This is a genomic window from Streptomyces sp. TAA204, from assembly GCF_000424965.1.
Genome location: NZ_AUKW01000001.1, coordinates 462,585 through 479,609, shown reverse-complemented (window position 1 = coordinate 479,609; position 17,025 = coordinate 462,585). Strand labels below are relative to the sequence as shown.

At 73.5% G+C, this 17,025-nt stretch carries 15 protein-coding genes; 9 read left to right on the top strand and 6 right to left on the bottom strand.

Annotation, left to right across the window (positions count from 1 at the left end):
* Nucleotides 1-81 precede the first annotated feature (81 nt).
* From H343_RS0102040 to H343_RS28370, 4 genes are all read left to right on the top strand, one after another.
* Entirely contained in the window at nt 82-1,329 is a 1,248-nt protein-coding gene (locus H343_RS0102040) for a hypothetical protein (protein WP_028429777.1), read from the top strand.
* Nucleotides 1,330-1,462: 133 nt separating this feature from the next.
* Nucleotides 1,463-1,996, top strand: coding sequence for a carbon-nitrogen hydrolase family protein (locus H343_RS35455; RefSeq protein WP_199778852.1), 534 nt, complete (start codon nt 1,463-1,465; stop codon nt 1,994-1,996).
* 12 nt (nt 1,997-2,008) lie between these two features.
* On the top strand, nt 2,009-2,383 hold the full coding sequence (locus H343_RS35450; protein WP_199778851.1) for a hypothetical protein: 375 nt from the start codon (nt 2,009-2,011) through the stop codon (nt 2,381-2,383).
* Between the two features lie 218 nt (nt 2,384-2,601).
* Nucleotides 2,602-3,330, top strand: a complete 729-nt coding sequence (locus tag H343_RS28370; RefSeq protein WP_078504958.1) for a haloacid dehalogenase-like hydrolase — start codon at nt 2,602-2,604, stop codon at nt 3,328-3,330.
* On the opposite strand, the gene H343_RS0102025 is transcribed toward H343_RS28370, so the two are convergent.
* A complete protein-coding gene (locus H343_RS0102025; protein WP_028429776.1) occupies nt 3,288-3,536 on the bottom strand; it encodes a hypothetical protein in 249 nt (82 codons plus the stop codon). The two genes, H343_RS28370 and H343_RS0102025, sit on opposite strands and share 43 nt — an antisense overlap.
* A 199-nt stretch (nt 3,537-3,735) precedes the next feature.
* Between H343_RS0102025 and H343_RS0102020 the strand changes: the two genes are divergently transcribed.
* Entirely contained in the window at nt 3,736-4,119 is a 384-nt protein-coding gene (locus H343_RS0102020) for a cold-shock protein (RefSeq protein WP_028429775.1), read from the top strand.
* 34 nt (nt 4,120-4,153) lie between these two features.
* Here the strand turns inward: H343_RS0102020 and H343_RS0102015 are convergent, their stop codons facing one another.
* The 4 genes from H343_RS0102015 to H343_RS0102000 form a co-directional block, all read right to left on the bottom strand.
* Nucleotides 4,154-5,032, bottom strand: coding sequence for a 1,4-dihydroxy-6-naphtoate synthase (locus tag H343_RS0102015; protein ID WP_037902115.1), 879 nt, complete (start codon nt 5,030-5,032; stop codon nt 4,154-4,156).
* Nucleotides 5,029-5,760, bottom strand: a complete 732-nt coding sequence (locus H343_RS0102010) for a futalosine hydrolase (protein ID WP_028429773.1) — start codon at nt 5,758-5,760, stop codon at nt 5,029-5,031. Before H343_RS0102010 ends, H343_RS0102015 begins: the two co-directional genes overlap by 4 nt.
* A 36-nt stretch (nt 5,761-5,796) precedes the next feature.
* Nucleotides 5,797-6,285: a hypothetical protein gene (locus H343_RS0102005; protein ID WP_028429772.1), complete on the bottom strand. Its 489-nt coding sequence runs from the start codon at nt 6,283-6,285 to the stop codon at nt 5,797-5,799.
* 97 nt (nt 6,286-6,382) lie between these two features.
* Nucleotides 6,383-7,783: an MFS transporter gene (locus H343_RS0102000; RefSeq protein ID WP_199778857.1), complete on the bottom strand. Its 1,401-nt coding sequence runs from the start codon at nt 7,781-7,783 to the stop codon at nt 6,383-6,385.
* 261 nt (nt 7,784-8,044) lie between these two features.
* Between H343_RS0102000 and H343_RS28365 the strand changes: the two genes are divergently transcribed.
* The 4 genes from H343_RS28365 to H343_RS0101980 all read left to right on the top strand — a co-directional run bounded on the left by H343_RS28365 (nt 8,045) and on the right by H343_RS0101980 (nt 14,366).
* The gene (locus H343_RS28365; protein ID WP_051264453.1) at nt 8,045-8,920 is read left to right on the top strand and encodes a DUF3027 domain-containing protein; all 876 of its coding nucleotides are present in this window, start codon (nt 8,045-8,047) and stop codon (nt 8,918-8,920) included.
* Between the two features lie 672 nt (nt 8,921-9,592).
* The gene (locus H343_RS0101990; protein ID WP_028429770.1) at nt 9,593-12,754 is read left to right on the top strand and encodes a sacsin N-terminal ATP-binding-like domain-containing protein; all 3,162 of its coding nucleotides are present in this window, start codon (nt 9,593-9,595) and stop codon (nt 12,752-12,754) included.
* Between the two features lie 97 nt (nt 12,755-12,851).
* Entirely contained in the window at nt 12,852-13,469 is a 618-nt protein-coding gene (locus H343_RS0101985; RefSeq protein ID WP_028429769.1) for a dihydrofolate reductase family protein, read from the top strand.
* Nucleotides 13,470-13,478: 9 nt separating this feature from the next.
* Nucleotides 13,479-14,366, top strand: coding sequence for an aminoglycoside phosphotransferase family protein (locus H343_RS0101980; RefSeq protein WP_028429768.1), 888 nt, complete (start codon nt 13,479-13,481; stop codon nt 14,364-14,366).
* Between the two features lie 105 nt (nt 14,367-14,471).
* Here the strand turns inward: H343_RS0101980 and H343_RS28360 are convergent, their stop codons facing one another.
* On the bottom strand, nt 14,472-17,018 hold the full coding sequence (locus tag H343_RS28360) for a cation-translocating P-type ATPase (RefSeq protein WP_078504923.1): 2,547 nt from the start codon (nt 17,016-17,018) through the stop codon (nt 14,472-14,474).
* Nucleotides 17,019-17,025 lie beyond the last annotated feature (7 nt).

Genomic DNA, 17,025 nt, shown 5'->3' with positions numbered 1-17,025 from the left:
GCGGCGGGGCACGGTACCGTCGTCATCGAGCCTGGAAAGCGGCAGGGCAGGCGCCAAAGTCACGCAGTCGTTGGGGATTTGGTGGGGATCGAGAGCGAGCAGCTCGTATTCGACTATCTGAGCCGGATCGGCGACCTGGCTCACGGTACGTCGATGACCGCGGCCGAACGGGCGCGGCTGGTGGGCGGGCTGCGCACCGAGATCGACCGGCTGCGTGCCGAACAGGGCGGCGCCCAGAGCAAGGCGGCCGTGCGGAAGATCCTCTCCCGGCTGGGCAAGCCGGAGGACGTCGTCGCGGGTGCCGCCGGAGGGGGCGGCACCTCGGGGCGTGCGCCGGGGGCCGGTACGCAGGTCCCGGGGCCGCGGGAGGGGTCGGGCGCCGACAGGGCCGGCGGGCCGGCGAAGGACCTCTTCGGCAAGGACCGACCCGGCAAGGACCTCTTCGGCAAGGACCTCTTCGGCAAAGGCCGGTCCGGTGAAGAACCGTACGGTGACGACCGGTTCGGCGAGGAGGAGAAGATCTCGCTGTGGAAGCGCGCCGCTCCCGGGCGCTCCTCCCGGCCGGAACCGCCGGCGCCGCCGCCCGCCACCGCGTCCCGGGGGGCCTCCGCCCCTCATCTCGCGGGCATGGACGAGCTGGGCCCGGAGGAGTCCGACCCCGACTGGTGGCGTGTCGACACCAGTCCGTTCGGGGACGGGGGCGGCGGCGGACGCGCTGCCGGGGAGACGGTCCCCGGCTTCGTCGGAGGCATCGAGCTGCCGGAGCTGTTCAAGCCGCCGCAGGACCCCGACAAGGCGGGCGGGATCAAGGCCGGTGCCGGTGGTGCCGGCGTCGGCACCACGAAGGTCCCCGCGCCGCGTCCCGGCGGGGAGCGGGGCGGCGCGGCCGTCGGCGAGGAAGCAGAGACCGGCGGCGGCGTGCGGCGGAGGGTGCTGTGGCCGGGCGGGATTCCCTTCCGCCCACGGGGCGGCTCCTCGGGGCCGCGTACGGGCGGGGTCGTGGAGTGGGCGGCCGCGCTGCTGCTGGTGGCCGGTGCCGTGGCCGGCTCGCTGATTCCCCTCGGGGTCGGCTGGCTCGCTGCCTGGTGGTCGCCGCGGCTGAGCCGTACGGAGGCGAAGTGGGCCGCGGCGGGCATGCCCGGTGTGGTCGCGGGCGGCACGCTCGTGTGGCTGTGGGGCCGGATGGACGGCCGCTGGGGAGAGCGCGTGGCGCAGGGCGGTGAAGGGCTGAGCCAGGCGCTGTCCGGGACGTGGCCGGTGCTGCTGCGGATCGCGGCGGTCGCCAGTGCGCTGTTCCTCGTCTGGCGCGCCCGGCGTCCGAGGGGCTGAGTCCGCGCGGGGGAAGAGGCTCCGCGCGCGGTAGGGGGAGTGGGAGGGCGAGGCGGTGCCGCCGTCCTGACCGGCCCCGGGCACGCGGCCGTAAAGCCGGTGACGCGGGGCGCGGCCGGTGCGATCCTGAGTGATGGCCAGGCTCACGGTGGCGACCTGCCAGTTCCCGGTGGACGCCGACATCGACCGCAACAGCCGCCACGTCATGCGGCAGATGCGGTACGCGAGGGAGCGCGGCGCCGATCTCGTCCACTTCCCCGAGGCGTGTCTGTCCGGCTACGCGGGCACGGACTTCCCCGACCACGCGGGATTCCGCTGGGAACTGCTCGAAGCCCGCGCCCGGCGCGTCGCCGAACTCGCCGGGGAACTGCGGCTGTGGACGGTGCTCGGTTCGGCGCACCGCCTCACCGGTGACCACAAGCCGCACAACAGCCTCTACGTCATCGACGCGGACGGCCGCCTCGCCGACCGCTACGACAAGCGCTTCTGCTCCGGCGACGCGGACGGCACGACGGGCGATCTGGCGCACTACACCCCCGGTGACCACTCAACTGTCTTCACCGTCAAGGGAGTCAGATGCGGTGCCCTGATCTGCAACGACTACCGCTATCCGGAGCTGTACAGGGACTACCGGCGGCAGGACGTCCAACTCGTCCTGCACTCCTAGCACGCCGGGCACGTGACACCGGAGAAGATCGCCGCGATCCGCGCCGAGATCGGCGAGGACGTGCTGCGCCTCAACCCGGGCGGCACATATCCCGGCATCACCATGCCGGCGACGATGACCGCGCAGGCGGCGGCCAACCATGTCTGGATCAGCTGCCCCAACTCCTCGGCCCGCGAAAGCTGCTGGGGCGCGTTCTTCGTCCGTGCCGACGGCGTCACGACGGGACGGCTGCCGCGCAACCGGACCGGTGTGCTGCTCTCCACCGTCGACACCGGCGAGCCGCTGTACGAGTCCACGGCGGTGTGGCGCGCCCGTGCCATGGCGGGCATCCTCAACAGCGGGACCACCGTGGACGATCCACGCTCCGCCGAGCGCACGCGGCTGTGACCGGGAGGGCGTTCGGCGGTCACGCGGGGGCGTCGCGGCGGGCCGTCGCGCGCCGGACGCCGCTTCCCGGCCGGCCCGGGCTCCGGTACGAGCGCCGCCGGTCCTCCGGAACGGGGCGCCGTGCGCGGGAGGCGTCCCGTCCGCACGACGGACACCGCAGGCCGGACAGCCATGAGCAGCCGCGATGTGCGGCGTACGGGCAAGGCAGAATGTTCGATATGGCATCGCACGGCTCGCACCCTTCGCACCCTTCGCACCCGTACGGCACCACCGGCCGTCCCGCGGCCCATTCGCCCCCGCCGAGCGCCGGGGGGCCCACCGTCGGGTTCGACCTCGACATGACGCTGATCGACTCGCGTCCCGGTATCAGGGCGGCCTACGTGGAGCTGTCGGCGCGCACCGGCACCCGGATCGACGCCGATCTGGCCGTCACCCGCCTCGGGCCGCCGCTGGAGCAGGAGTTGGCGCACTGGTTCCCCGACGAGCGGATCGAGGAGGTGAGCGATCTCTACCGCGAGCTCTACCCGGCGTACGGGATCGAGCCCGCCCTCGCCATGCCGGGCGCCCGCGAGGCGATCGAAGCCGTACGGGCGGCGGGCGGCAGAGCCGTCGTCGTCACCGCCAAGCACGAGCCGAACGCGAAGCTGCACCTGGAACACCTCGGCATCGAGCCGGACGCCGTGGCCGGCTGGCTGTGGGCCGAGGCCAAGGCGGAGGCGCTGCGCGAGTACGGCGCGAGCGTGTACGTGGGCGACCACACCGGCGACGTACGGGGCGCCAGAGCGGCCGCGGCGCTCTCGGTCGCCGTCCCCACCGGACCCTGTGACGCGGCGGAGCTGCGCGCCGCCGGCGCCGACGTCGTACTCCCCGAAGGGCTGCCCGGCTTCCCCGCCTGGTTCCGGGGCTACCGGGACGGGTTCAGCGCGGAGCGCGCCTCGCGCCGCTGACGGGCGGCCGTGCGCAGCACCCCCGCGGCGGCCAGCACGAAGCCCACGGCCATCAGCATGCACACGAAATAGGCGGGTGCGGGGAAGGGCTCGGTGCCGAGGAAGAGAGGAGCCACGGTGACGAGTGTGGCGACGGCGCCGACGAGGAAGAAGACGCCGCCGATTCGTACGAGAAGATCACCGGCGCGGGACGTTTCAGTGTTCACGCCGCCAGGGTAGATCGGTGGGCAGCTGTACGGAGGACCGCTCGGCGGCAGCCTGCCATCGGGCACCGGGGGATCAGCCTTGGTGGGGAGCGGGTCGAGAGGCCCGCTCAAGTGCTCTCCGGAGCCATGTTCGGACGAGATCACACAGCTTTTCAGGACGCAGCCGAGGCTGCCCGGCAGTACGAGGACGAGGACAGACGTGCCTACCGGCAAGGTCAAGTGGTTCAACAGCGAGAAGGGCTTCGGCTTCCTCTCCCGCGACGACGGCGGCGATGTGTTCGTGCACTCCTCCGTGTTGCCCAGCGGTGTGGATGCGCTGAAACCGGGCCAGAAGGTCGAGTTCGGCGTCGTCGCCGGACAGCGCGGTGACCAGGCCCTCTCCGTGAGTGTGCTGGAAGCGGCCCCCTCCGTGGCCGCCGCGCAGCGGCGCAAGCCCGACGAACTGGCCTCGATCGTCCAGGACCTGACCACTCTCCTGGACGGCGTCTCCCAGTCCCTGGAACGCGGCCGCTACCCCGACAAGCAGCACGGCCGCAAGATCGCCGGCATGCTGCGGGCCGTCGCCGACCAGCTCGACGTCTGACGGGGCGGCCGGGGAGCCCGCCGGCCCCCGCCGCTCAGGGGAAGGCCAGCGCGTCGTCGGCCAGCGGGGGCACCAGACCCTCCGCCGCGGCACGGGTCAGCAGACCGCGTACCGCGGCGAGGCCGTCCTCGCCGAGATCCGCGGTGAACTCGTTGACGTAGAGCCCGATGTGCTGATCGGCGACGGCCGGGTCCATCTCCTGCGCGTGCTCCAGCACGTACGGACGCGACGCCTCCGGGTCCTCCCACGCCATCCGCACCGACTCGCGTGTCGCCGCCGCCAGCGCGCGCAGCATCGGCCCGCCGAGCGCGCGCCGGGCGATGATGGCGCCCAGCGGGATCGGCAGCCGCGTGGTGAACTCCCAGTGCTCGCCCATGTCGGCCAGCCGCCGCAGCCCGTACTCCTGGTACGTGAAGCGGGCCTCGTGGATCACCAGCCCGGCGTCGACCTTGCCGTCCCGCACCGCGGGCATGATCTCGTGGAACGGCAGCACGACCACCTCGCCCACGCCGCCGCCCGGCACCTCCTGTGCCGCCCACAGCCGGAAGAGCAGATACGCGGTGGAGCGTTCGCCCGGCACCGCGACGGTCCTGCCGCGCAGGTCCGCGGCGCTCAGCGCGTCGCGGGTGAGCACCAGCGGGCCGCAGCCGCGTCCGAGAGCACCGCCGCAGGGCAGCAGCGCGTACTCGTCGAGCACCCACGGCAGCATTCCGTAGGAGACCTTCAGCACATCCAGCTCGCCGCGTTCCGCCATGCCGTTGGTGACGTCGATGTCGGCGAAGGTGACCTCCACCGGGGGCGCGCCCGGCACCCGGCCGTGCGCCCAGGCGTCGAAGACGAAGGTGTCGTTGGGGCACGGCGAGAAAGCGATGCTCACCGGGTTCCGGGACGTGTCGTGGCCGCTTGTGCTCATGGCCCCCATGCTCGCAGCACCGGCCCGGCGGCGGCGAAGGAGTCCCTCAGCGCGCTCAGCGCGGCGGGAATGCGCCACGCGTCCCGGTCGCGCGCGCCCACGGGGTTGGAGACCGTACGCAGTTCCAGCACCGCGACCCCGTGCGCGGCCGCCGCCTCGGCGACGCCGAAGCCCTCCATGGCCTCGGCCACCGCTCCCGGGTGCCGCGCCGCCAACTCCCCGGCACGCTCCGCGGTCCCGGTCACCGTGGAGACGGTGAGCACGGGTCCGGCCGCCGCTCCGGTGGCCCCGGCGACCGCCCGTACGAGCTGTTCGGGCGGGGTGTGCGCGGCGGCGCCGAAACCCAGCTCCGTCACCGATGCGAAACCCCTCGGCGTGACCGCGCCCAGGTCGGCGGCGACGATCGAGGTGGCGGTCACGGCGCCGCCGGGAGGCTGCGCGAACCCGCCGGCGATACCGGCGGAGACAGCGAGGCCGTAGGGTGCGCCGCCGCACGCGGCGGCGGTGAGCGCCGTGGCCGTGCCGGCCGCCGCCGCGGCGGGGCCGACACCGGCGGCGAGGACGTCGACGACGAGCCGGCCGGAGGTACCCGCGTCGCCACGGTGCAGGGTCAGCCCGCCGGGAAGCGCCACCGCCGACGGTGAACTCCCCGACGGCGCACCGCCCGTCACACCGGACGCCACGGCGTCCCGCTCCGCCGCGACGGCTGTGACGACCAGGACCCTCACGGCGCCGTGAGCCCGCTCACCGGGACCGCCCGCCGGTCAGCCGGAGTTCCGGACATCGAGGTGCCACACGCCCTTGAAGTCCCCGTCGTCGATCTGCGCGACGCTCACCCGAGCCGAGTCCTTCATCGTCGTGCGGCCCTGCTCGTCCTGCTGCTGAAGCAGCGAGTCACCGCTGAAGGTGTAGTACGTCTTCTTCACCGGGCCCGCCATCGCGGGCCGGCCGTCGACGACCAGGAGCCAGCCGCTCTCCGCCGTGTCCGGTTCGACGCCGACACGGAGCTTGTCGCCCGGCCCGACCTCGATGCTCTTGCCGGCCTTCTCGCCCAGGCACTTCTTCGCCTCACCGGACGGCAGAGCCCGGCCCTCGTCGTAGCAGGCCGCCTCGGTCGTCATGGTCGTGCTGTTGACGGTCGCGGTCACCAGCGGGGTCGGCTTCTGGCACGCCGAGAGCAGGACAAGCCCGAGAGAGGCGGCACAGACGGCAGCGGCAGAACGAAGACCCCGCCGGGAGATCGCGTAGCTCATGGCGGCAGGCTACCGGGCCGGGGCCACCGGACCGCGCGGGGGTGGTGCCGCCGGACCGCCGCACAGGCGGCGAACCCCCCCCCGCTGAGAGCGCTGCTCAGACGGTACGCGGGCGGGGTGACCCCTGCCGGGCGGCACGCACCAGACTCCCCGTCGACAGCACCAGCCCCACCGCCACCACGACCGCGCCCGCACCCATCCCCAGCGGCGCGATCAGCGGCAGCGAGATGCCCAGACCACCGCCCACCACCCAGGACATCTGCATCAGCGTCTCCGAACGCGCGAACGCGGACGTACGCACCTCCTCCGGCACGTCCCGCTGGATCAGCGCGTCCAGCGACAGCTTGCCCAGCGCCTGCGCGATACCGGCGGTCGCCGCCACCGCGGCCACGGTCACCGTCCCGAACAACGCGGACGCGACGACGGCCGCGGTCAGCGCACACCCCAGCACACACGCGATGATCACTTCCGGGCCGCGGGACTTGAGCCACGCGCCGATGGCCGTACCCAGCGCGTTGCCCCCACCCGCCGCGACAGCGACCAGCCCCAGCGAGAAAGCCCCCGTCAGGCCGCTCAGCGGCTGGTCACGCAGGAAGAAGGCGAGGAAGAAGGTGAGGAAACCGGAGAGTCCGCGCAACGACGAATTGGCGATCAGCGCGCTGCGAACCGGAGCACCCACCGTCCTCAGCCCCGGCCGCCGCTCCCGCGCACCGCCGTCGTCCTCCCGCGCCGCCTCGCCCTGCGTCCGCTTCCTGAGCGAGACCACGGCCGGCGCCAGCCGCGCCTTGTGCTCGCCCTTCGCCGAGTCGACCTTGGGCGGAAGGGTGAAGGAGAGGAACGTACCGAGGACGAAGACGGCGAAAGCCCCGTACAGCGGCCAGGGCGGACCGAGTTGATGCAGCCCCGCACCGAGCGGAGCTGCCGCACCGGTGGCCAGGAGCCCGGCAAGAGTCACCCGCGAATTCGCCTTCACCAGCGAGAACGTCCGCGGCAGCAGCCGCGGGACCACAGCCGAACGCACCACCCCGTACGCCTTCGAGGACACCAGCACCGCCAGCGCCGCCGGATACAGCTCCAGCGAACCCGTCCCCACCGCCCCCGCCATCATCAGCGCCAGCAGCGCACGGGCGAGCATCGACGCCGCCATCGCCGCCCGCCGCCCGTGCGGCACCCGGTCCAGCAACGGCCCCACCACGGGCGCCAGAAGCGCGAACGGAGCCATCGTGACCAGAAGATAGAGAGCGACCCGGCCACGCGCCTCGCCGGTGGGGACGGAGAAGAAAATGGTGGAGGCCAGAGCGACCGTGATCAGCATGTCGCCCGCCGAGTTGACGGCGTGCAACTCGATGAGCTTGCCGAGCCCGGACTCGCCCGCCCCCTCCGCGTGCGTGAAGCGCCGGAGGCGACGGGCAACCGCCGCGGGTGGCCGTCGCACGGCACGCGCGGCTCCGAACAGCGCTTGACGCAGACGTCGGGGCTCGGCAGCCACGAGTTTCAGTCTGCCCCACAAGCCGCACCGGATGCGGCCGGTCCACGCCGGAAGGGCCGGGCACTCAATCCCTCGACGACCACTGCCCGGCCGGTGGGGTAGCGTGGTCGGCGGTGCGCTCCGCACGGCCCCGAGCGGGGCGCGGACGTCGAAGCGGCTCCCCTGTCCCGCTCCGTCCACATCCCGCCCGTCCCTTCCACGGCCGCGCTACGGCAGTGCACGCCGACAACGGCGCTATGGCGTAGGAGAGACGATTCTTGTGAGTGCTGCATGAGTGCCGCGACGCGAAGTGGCCGTGCCCGCCGCGCCCCCGCCCCGGACCGGCTCTGCGCCGAGGCCGTCGAACTCGCGAGGGAGGCCGTCCAGCGAGCCGCCGCTCCCGGGACGGTCGGCGAACACGTCGAAGTCGTCGCCGACGGGGACCGCGTGGTCACCCACCTCTTCGAGTGCCGGGAGTCCGCGTACCGCGGCTGGCGCTGGGCCGCGACCGTAACCCGCGCATCGCGGGCGAAGACGGTCACACTGGACGAAACCGTACTCCTTCCCGGTCCCGACGCCCTCCTCGCGCCCGAATGGGTCCCCTGGAGCGAGCGGTTGCGCCCCGGCGACCTCGGGCCGGGCGACCTGCTGCCCACCGAGGCGGAGGACCTGCGCCTCGAACCGGGTTACGCGGGCGACGAGACCGCGGGTCTCGCCGACGGCGCCGTCACCGCCCCGCCCGCGCCCGAGGACACCGACGAGGCGGAGGACGCGGACACCGGCACCTACGCGCCCGAGGTCGCACCGCCGCCGGAGCGCGGCACGATCACCTCGGTCGCGGCGGAACTGGGCATGGCACGCCCGCGCGTGCTGTCCCGCTACGGGCTGCGCACCGCCGCGGACCGCTGGGAGGAGGAGTACGGGGCCGCGACGCCCATGGCACAGTCCGCTCCGGCGAACTGCGTGACGTGCGGCTTCCTCGTGCCCCTCGTGGGGTCGCTGCGGCAGGCGTTCGGGGTGTGCGCCAACGAGTACAGCCCGGCGGACGGGCACGTGGTGTCCCTGTCGTACGGATGCGGGGGCCACTCGGAGGCCGCGGTGATGCCGAAGACGCCGCAGCCGCCGCCCCCGGTGATCGACGAGACGCGGGCGGACGAGTTGTCCTAGCCGGGTGTGCGGGGTTCCGTGGCCGGTGGTGGGTGCGGGGGTGTGCCGCTGCGGGATGGATGTCCGGACGGCATGATTTCCGGCCCGGCCCCGGAACATCGAGGCTGAGCTCTTTTTCGCCGGGCCGCAAATCACGCTTGAGTGTCCGGACACCCACCCCTCCGCGTCCCACCCCCTCCTGTCCGTCGGCGGCCCTCCCCCCGGGGGCTGCTCGGCCCGCACGCGGGGAACTCGGCGGTCATTCAGGGGTGCGGAGTCTCATACGCAGGCGATGCCCCTCGTGTGCAGGGGGGCCAGGGGCCTTGCCGGGTCCGGGTCCGGGTCCGGGTCCGGGAGAGTGTGGCAGCCGGGGAACGGGCGGGAGGGGGTGGGACGCGGAGCGGGTGGCTCCGGGACACTCAAGCGTGATTTGCGGCCCGGTGTTGGTGAGCTTCGCCCTCGATAATTCCGGGGCCGGGCCGGAAATCATGCCGTCCCGGAGTCACGCGCGCAGCGGCACGCCCCCGCACCCACCACACACCCCGGCGCACCCCGCACCCACCACCGCCGGACACGGCACCCGGCACCGCACCGGAACCCCGCACGAGCGAACCGCCCCCGCGAAGGGCGCCCCGTATGCCGTACCGTCGCCGGGCGGGGTACGCGGGGCAGGGCGTGATGAAGGAGGCGGCAATGGGCCAGTCGGAACCACCGGCGGACGTGTTCGGGACCGCGCGGCTGCGCCGGGGTGTGCTGGACGCGTGGGCCGCTTCGCCCGCCCGTTTCCGTGAGGACGCCAACGCCGAGCAGGAGCTGGCTCTGGGCGGCTACCGGGACCGTCTCGTCGTCGAGTTGGCCCAGAACGCCGCCGATGCCGCCGCACGCGCGCGGACACCGGGACGGTTGCGGCTGACCCTGCGGGAGGGCGTGCTCGTCGCGGCCAACAGCGGGGCGCCGCTGGACGACACGGGCGTCGAGTCCCTCTCCACACTGCGCGCGTCCGCCAAGCGGGACGCGGAGGACGCGGCGACCGTCGGGCGGTTCGGTGTGGGGTTCTCCGCCGTGCTCGCGGTAAGTGACGAGCCCGCTGTCGTCGGCCGTGGCGGCGGTGTGCGCTGGTCGCTCGCGGAGGCGCGGGAGCTGGTGGTGGGCGGGGCGGAGGAAGTGCCCGCGCTCGGTGAGGAGTTGCGTCGCAGGGAGGGCCACGCGCCGTTGCTGCGGCTTCCGTTGCCGGCGGAGGGTACCGCCCCGGAGGGGTACGAGACGGCGGTGGTGCTGCCTCTGCGCGATGCCGCGGCGCACGAGTTGACGGAACGATTGCTCAACGCGGTGGACGACGCGCTGCTGCTGACGCTGCCGGGTCTCGCCGAGGTCGTCGTGGAGTCCCCCGGCGGGGGAGTCAGGACGCTGACGCGCCATGAGGACGGTCCGTGTGTCGAGATCCGCCACGAGGACGGCAACGGCGCGCGGTCGGTGCGGCGTTGGCGCGTGGCGGGGGACAGCGGGGTCGTGGACGAGGAGCTGCTCGCCGACCGTCCCGTCGAGGAGCGGATGCGGCCCGCATGGTCGGTCACCTGGGCGGTGCCGGTGGAGGACGGGGCTCCGGTGCCGCCGCCCACGGTGCCGTACCTGCATGCGCCGACGCCCACGGACGAGCCGCTGGGTCTGCCCGCGCTGCTCATCGGGAGTTTCCCGCTGGAGCCGACACGGCGGCATGTCGCTCCGGGCCCGTTGACCCGGTTCCTGCTGGGCCGTGCGGCGGAGACGTATGTGCGGCTGCTGCGTGAGTGGCGTCCCGTCTCGGGCGGGCTGGTCCCGCTGGTTCCGGGCCCGCTGGGGAAGAGTGAACTCGACGGTGAGCTGCGGCAGTTGCTGCTGTCGAAGCTGCCGTCCGTGCCGTTCCTCGCGGGTGCCGGCACGGATGAGGACGGCGAGCCGCTCGCGCTGCGCCCGCGTGAGGCGGAGATCGTGGAGGGGGCGGGGGCCGCCACCGTCGGCGTGCTGGCGGAGCTGTTCCCGAGCCTGCTGCCTGCGGGGCTGGAGCGGCGTACGGAGCTGCGTGCGCTGGATGTGGCGCGGGTGCCGCTCGGTGAGGTGATCGACCGGCTCGCGGGTGTGCAGCGCTCACCGGAGTGGTGGTGGCGGCTGTACGACTCGCTCGCCGGGGTCGACCCGGACCGGCTCACCGGGCTTCCCGTGCCGCTCGCGGCAGGGGGACGCACGACCGTCGGGCCGCGGCACGTGCTGATGCCGCTGCCGGGCGGCACCCTGGAGCCGGACCGGGCACGGCAGTTGGCGCGGCTGGGCCTGAAGGTCGCACACACGGACGCCGCGCATCCCCTGCTGGAGAAGCTCGGTGCGACAGGTGCGACGCCGCGCGCCGTGCTGACCACGCCGCAGGTGCGTGCCGCCGTGGCCGCCTCGCTGGACGCCGAGGAGTCCTGGGACGACGGGTTCGGCGAGGAGGGTGAAGGTCCCCTCGACGCGGACGAGTTGGCCGAGGTGGTCCTGGGGCTGGTGCGGGACGCGGCCCTGGCGCCCGGTGACGAGCCGTGGCTGGGTGCGCTGGCGCTGCCCGACGAGGACGGCGAACTCGCCCCCGCCGGTGAACTCGTCCTTCCCGGCAGCCCCTTCGAGAACGTCATCCGCGAAGGTGAACTTGCTGCCTGCGACGCAGAGTTCACGGAGCGATGGGGCTCGCAGCCGTTGACCGCCGTGGGCGTGCAGGCCGGCTTCGCCCTGGTACGCGCGACCGATGTCGTGCTCGACCCCGACGAACTGGAGCCTCGTGAGGGCGACTTCGCCGAGCCCGACGACGCCGGTCTGCTGGACGCGGTCGACGTGTGGTGCGAGGACGTCCTGGACCAGCTTCCGGAGAGCGCCACGGCCCTGCCGCCCGTCGCGGCCGAACTGGTGGCCGTGCGCGACCTGGACCTCGTCGACGACGATTGCTGGCCGCAGGTGCTGGCGATGCTCGCCGAGCCGCCGCTGCGTGACGCGCTGACCGCGCCGGTGAGGGTGGTGCTGCCGGACGGCGGTACGGAGACCGTGCGCCCGTACACCGCGTGGTGGCTGCGCGGGCATCCCGTGCTGGAGGGCCGGCGTCCCGCGGGCCTGCGCGCGGCGGGCGGCGATCCGCTGCTGGACGGGCTGTACGAGGAGGCGGACGCCTCGGGGTTCGGTGACCCCGGGCTGCTGCGGGCACTGGGCATCCGTACGTCCGCGGCCGCGCTGCTGGAGGAGCCCGGTGGCGCCGCTGAGCTGCTGGGACGTCTCGCCGAGCCGGAGTCGGAGGCCGGGCACGCCCAACTGCACGGTCTGTACGGCCTGCTGGCCGTGATGGACCCCGACGAGGTGACGCTGCCCGCCGAGCTGCGTGCGGTACGCGCCGGTTCGGGAACCGTGGAGGTCGTCCCCTCGGACGAGGCCGTCGTCGCGGACGCGCCCGACCTGATCCCCCTGGCGGGCGAGCGTGCCCTGCTTCCCGTACCGCCCGCGCACGCCGGGGGGCTGGCCGCCGTGCTGGAGGTACGGCGCCTGAGCGAGGTGGTGCCGGGCGCGGTGGACGCTGCGGCGTCGGGTGAGGGCACGCCGCGGGAGGTGCCGAGGGCGGTTCGTGCGCTGCTGCCGGATGCGCCGGAGGAGTACCGGGAGCACGACGAACTCGTCGTCGACGGCACCGACGTGGACTGGCGCCTGACCGGTGACGGTGTCCTGCACGCGGCCACGCTGGAGGGGGTCGCCGCCGGGCTTGCCTGGGCGGCGGGTCAGTGGGGCCGCCGTTTCGAGGTGGCGGCTCTGCTGGAGGACCCCGAGCGGGTGGCGGAGCTGGAGCGGGCGCGCTGGTTCGACTGACGGGCCGGCCGGCTGATGGCCGGACGGGCCGCTGACGCCACGGCCCGTCCGGCCGTGAGCGCCGATGAGTTCCGGCCCCGCCCGCGGTCTGTCCGGTATGACCTCACTCACGCTCACCACCTTCCTGTCGCTGGACGGCGTCATGCAGGCGCCCGGTGGCCCGGACGAGGACACCAGCGGAGGCTTCGGCCTCGGCGGCTGGCTGGTTCCGTACGCCGACGCGGACATGGGCGCCTTCATGAGCGAATGCTTCGAACTGGCCGACGGCTTCGTGCTCGGACGCCGCACGTACGAGATCTTCGCGGCCCACTGGCCGAGGGTCACGGACCCGGACGACCCCATCGCCTCGCGGCTCAACACCCTGCCCAAGTACGTCGCCTCGACCAGCCTGCGGAGCGCGGACTGGTACAACACCACCGTGCTCCGCGAGGACGCGGTGGAGCAGATCGCCGCGCTGAAGAAGCAGCCGGAGGGCGAGCTGCAGATCCACGGGAGCGGCGGGCTCGCCCGGTCGCTGATGGCGCGCGACCTCATCGACGAGCTGCGGCTGCTGATCTACCCGGTCGTTCTCGGCACGGGCAAGCGGCTGTTCGCGGACGGCGCGCTGCCCACGGCGATGGAGCTGGCGAACTCCAGGACGACCGGCACGGGTGTCGCCATCCACACCTACAAGTGGGCGGGGCGCCCGGCGTACGGCACGTTCGAGCTCGGTTAGCCTCACCGGGTGAGCACGCAGGAGACCGCGCCCTTCACCGAGGCGCGGGCACGGGCGCTGCTGGCCGCTGCCGGTGAGCGCGGCGAGGACGCCGGGCTGCTCGCGCTCGGCGAGAACGCCGTCTTCGCCCTGGACGGCCCCGAACCCGTCGTCGTGCGGGTCGGGCGCGGGCCCTGGCTGTACCCGCGTGCGGAGCGTGAACTGCGGGTCGCCGCGTGGCTGGAGGAGCGGGGCGTGCCCGCGGTACGGGCGGCGCGGCCCGGCGTCACCGTCGTCGAAGGGCATCCGCTCACCTTCTGGCAGCGCCTGCCCCAGCCCGTACGCGAGGCCGGGCCCGGCGATCTCGCCGCGCTGCTGCGGCTCGTCCACGCCCTGCCTCCCGCGCCCTTCGCGCTGCCCCGCCGCGATCTGCTCTCCGGCGTGGACCGGTGGCTTCGGCTGGCGGGGGACGCGGTGCCCGCCGGCGACGCGGCCTATCTGCTCTCGCGGCGTGACGACTTCGGCGCCGCGGTCGAGGAGCTGGCTCCCGTGCTGCCGCCGGGGCCCCTCCACGGGGACGCGCTCCCGCGCAACGTCCGTGCCGGCCCGGACGGTCCGGTCCTGCTCGATCTGGAGACGTTCTCCGACGACATGCGGGAGCACGACCTGACGGTCCTCGCCCTGAGCCTGGACCGGTACGGACTTTCCGCCGCCGGCTACGCGGACTTCGTGACCGTCTACGGCTGGGACGTACGCGAGTGGGACGGATGCGCGGTGCTGCGGGGCGCGCGGGAGACGGCGAGCTGCGCCTGGGTGGCGCAGCACGCGCCGGGGAACCCGGCGGCCAGCCGCGAGTTCGCCCGCCGTGTGGCTTCTCTGCGGGAGGGGGACACGGCGGTGCGATGGCACGCCTTCTAGAGGTGTTGATCACGAGTGCCGACAGCGTTCGTGGTCGATACGCATGGAGCCGCCGGGAGGGGCAGACCCCCGCCGGGAGGGGCGCCGGCGCAGTGGCCTGGACGGTCACCGGCCCCCGGCGCCCGGTGACTCCTTCCGGTCCCGCCTCCGGCGTCCCCGGGTGCCGCCGCGGCTGTGGCCGACGTAGCGCCAGGCGGCCTCCAGGGCCGATCCCGCCACCCCGGCCACGGCCACGGCCGTCCACGGCATGACCGTCCCCACCAGCTTCAGCGCGAAGAAGTCCTGGAGCCAGGGCACCGCCAGTACGGCCAGGAAGCCCAGTCCCATCGTCAGCACCAGCGCGATCCGCCACCACGTGTAGGGGCGGGCGACGATCGCAAGCACCCACATCGCGATCAGGAAGAGGGTCAGCGTCGCCACGCTCGTCTCGGCCGCCAGCGAGCCGGGTCCGGTGTAGCGGTACCGGGCCACGAGGTAGACCGCGAAGGTGGCGCCTCCCGCGATGAGCCCGGCGGGCACGGAGTACCGCATGACCCTGCGGACGAAGTCGGGCCGGGCGCGCTCGCGGTTGGGGGCGAGGGCGAGGAAGAAGGCGGGAATGCCGATGGTCAGCGAGGAGACCAGCGTCAGATGGCGGGGGAGGAAGGGGTAGGGCACCTGCCAGGCGATGACGAGCGCGGCGAGCAGCACCGAGTAGACGGTCTTGGTGAGGAAGAGGTGGGCGACGCGTTCGATGTTGCCGATGACGCGGCGGCCCTCCGCCACCACCGAAGGGAGGGACGCGAAGCTGTTGTTGAGCAGCACGATCTGGGCGACGGCCCGGGTGGCTTCGGATCCGGTGCCCATGGCGACGCCGATGTCGGCGTTCTTCAGGGCGAGTACGTCGTTGACGCCGTCGCCGGTCATGGCGACATGGTGGCCGTGCGCCTGGAGCGAGGTGACCATGTTCTGCTTCTGTTTCGGCGAGACCCTGCCGAAGACGGTCCCCTCCTCCAGGGCCTGAACCATCCCGTCGGGGTCCTCGGGGAGGCGGCGGGAGTCGACGGGGGCCTGCGCGCCGGGAAGCCGGAGCTTGCCCGCGACGGCGCCGACGGAGACGGCGTTGTCGCCGGAGAGGACCTTCGCGGCGACGTCCTGCTCGTCGAAGTAGCGCAGTGTGTCGGCCGCGTCGGGGCGCAGCCGCTGCTCCAGTACGACGAGGGCGGCGGGCACGGCGCCGTCCGCGGCCCCGGGCGCGTCCGGGGGGCCGTGCGTGGCGGCCAGCAGCAGGACGCGCAGCCCGTCCTGGCTGAGCCTGTCGACATCGGCGAGCGTGGGGTGGCCCTGGGGCAGCAGGATCTCGGGGGCGCCCAGCAGCCAGGTACGGGCTGCGCCGTCCTGCTCGACGAAGGTGGCGCCGCTGTACTTGCGGGCGGAGGAGAACGGCAGCGTCTGCGCGGTGGTCCAGGGTGCGCCGGGGGAGCCGTCCGGGACGGAGCCGTCGGGGCTGTCGGGTTCTTCGGGGCTGTCGGGTCCGGACGGGCCCGGGACCTCGCTCGGACCCGGGCCGTCGGGCGGGTACGCGTCGACGATGGCGCGCATGCTGGCGTTCGGGCGCGGGTCGGACCCGCCGAGCGCGGACAGCACTCGCTGCACGTACGCGCTGTCCGCCGGCCCGTCGCCGACCGCGCCGTCCGGGAGGACGCGTACCTCGGTGACGTCCATGCCGCCCTCGGTCAGCGTGCCCGTCTTGTCGAGGCAGACGACGTCGACCCGTGCGAGCCCTTCGATCGCGGGCAGCTCCTGAACGAGGCACTGCTTGCGCCCCAGCCGTACGACACCGATGGCGAAGGCGATCGACGTCAGCAGCACCAGCCCTTCGGGCACCATCGGCGCGATGCCGCCGACCATGCGCCGGACAGCGCCCTCGATGTCGTTGCCCGCCAGGACGAGCTGGCTGAGGACGAGCCCGATCCCCGTGGGGACGATCATCCAGGTGACGTACTTGAGGATGGTGTCGATGCCGCTGCGCAGTTCGGAGTGGACGAGCGTGAAGCGGGACGCCTCCTCGGCGAGCTGCGCCGCGTAGGCCGCACGGCCCACGCGGGTCGCGGTGAAGGCTCCGCTGCCGGCGACGACGAAGCTGCCGGACATGATCCGGCCACCGGGCTGCTTGAGTACGGGGTCGGCCTCGCCGGTCAGCAGCGACTCGTCGATCTCCAGGCTGTCGGAATCGGTGATCTCGCCGTCCACCACGCACTTGTCGCCCGGCCCGAGTTCGATGACGTCGCCCAGCACGATCTGGTGGGGCGCGAGGGAGAGGGCCTCGCCGTCCCGTCTGACGGTCGGCCGCGCCTCTCCGATGACGGCGAGGCTGTCGAGGGTCCTCTTGGCACGCAGCTCCTGGACGATGCCGATGAGGGTGTTGGCGAGGATCACGAATCCGAACAGGCTGTCCTGGATCGGGCCGACCACGAGAATGATCAGGAAGAGCGCGCCGATGATCGCGTTGAAGCGGGTGAGGACGTTGGCGCGGACGATGTCCATGGCCGAGCGGCTGCTGCGCGCGGGGACGTCGTTGATCTCCCCGCGCGCTTTCCGGGCCTCGACCTCGGCCGTGCTCAGTCCCCGCCCCGTGCCGGGAGCGGGCCGCCCGGCCGACCGCTCTGTCATTCCTGAG

Coding starts and splice junctions, on each gene's coding strand:
- H343_RS35455 (WP_199778852.1), top strand. CDS start 1,463: ATGGCCAGGCTCACGGTGGCGACCTGCCAGTTCCCGGTGGACGCCGAC.
- H343_RS28370 (WP_078504958.1), top strand. CDS start 2,602: ATGGCATCGCACGGCTCGCACCCTTCGCACCCTTCGCACCCGTACGGC.
- H343_RS0102015 (WP_037902115.1), bottom strand. CDS start 5,032: ATGAGCACAAGCGGCCACGACACGTCCCGGAACCCGGTGAGCATCGCT.
- H343_RS0102005 (WP_028429772.1), bottom strand. CDS start 6,285: ATGAGCTACGCGATCTCCCGGCGGGGTCTTCGTTCTGCCGCTGCCGTC.
- H343_RS28365 (WP_051264453.1), top strand. CDS start 8,045: ATGAGTGCCGCGACGCGAAGTGGCCGTGCCCGCCGCGCCCCCGCCCCG.
- H343_RS0101990 (WP_028429770.1), top strand. CDS start 9,593: ATGGGCCAGTCGGAACCACCGGCGGACGTGTTCGGGACCGCGCGGCTG.
- H343_RS0101985 (WP_028429769.1), top strand. CDS start 12,852: ATGACCTCACTCACGCTCACCACCTTCCTGTCGCTGGACGGCGTCATG.
- H343_RS28360 (WP_078504923.1), bottom strand. CDS start 17,018: ATGACAGAGCGGTCGGCCGGGCGGCCCGCTCCCGGCACGGGGCGGGGA.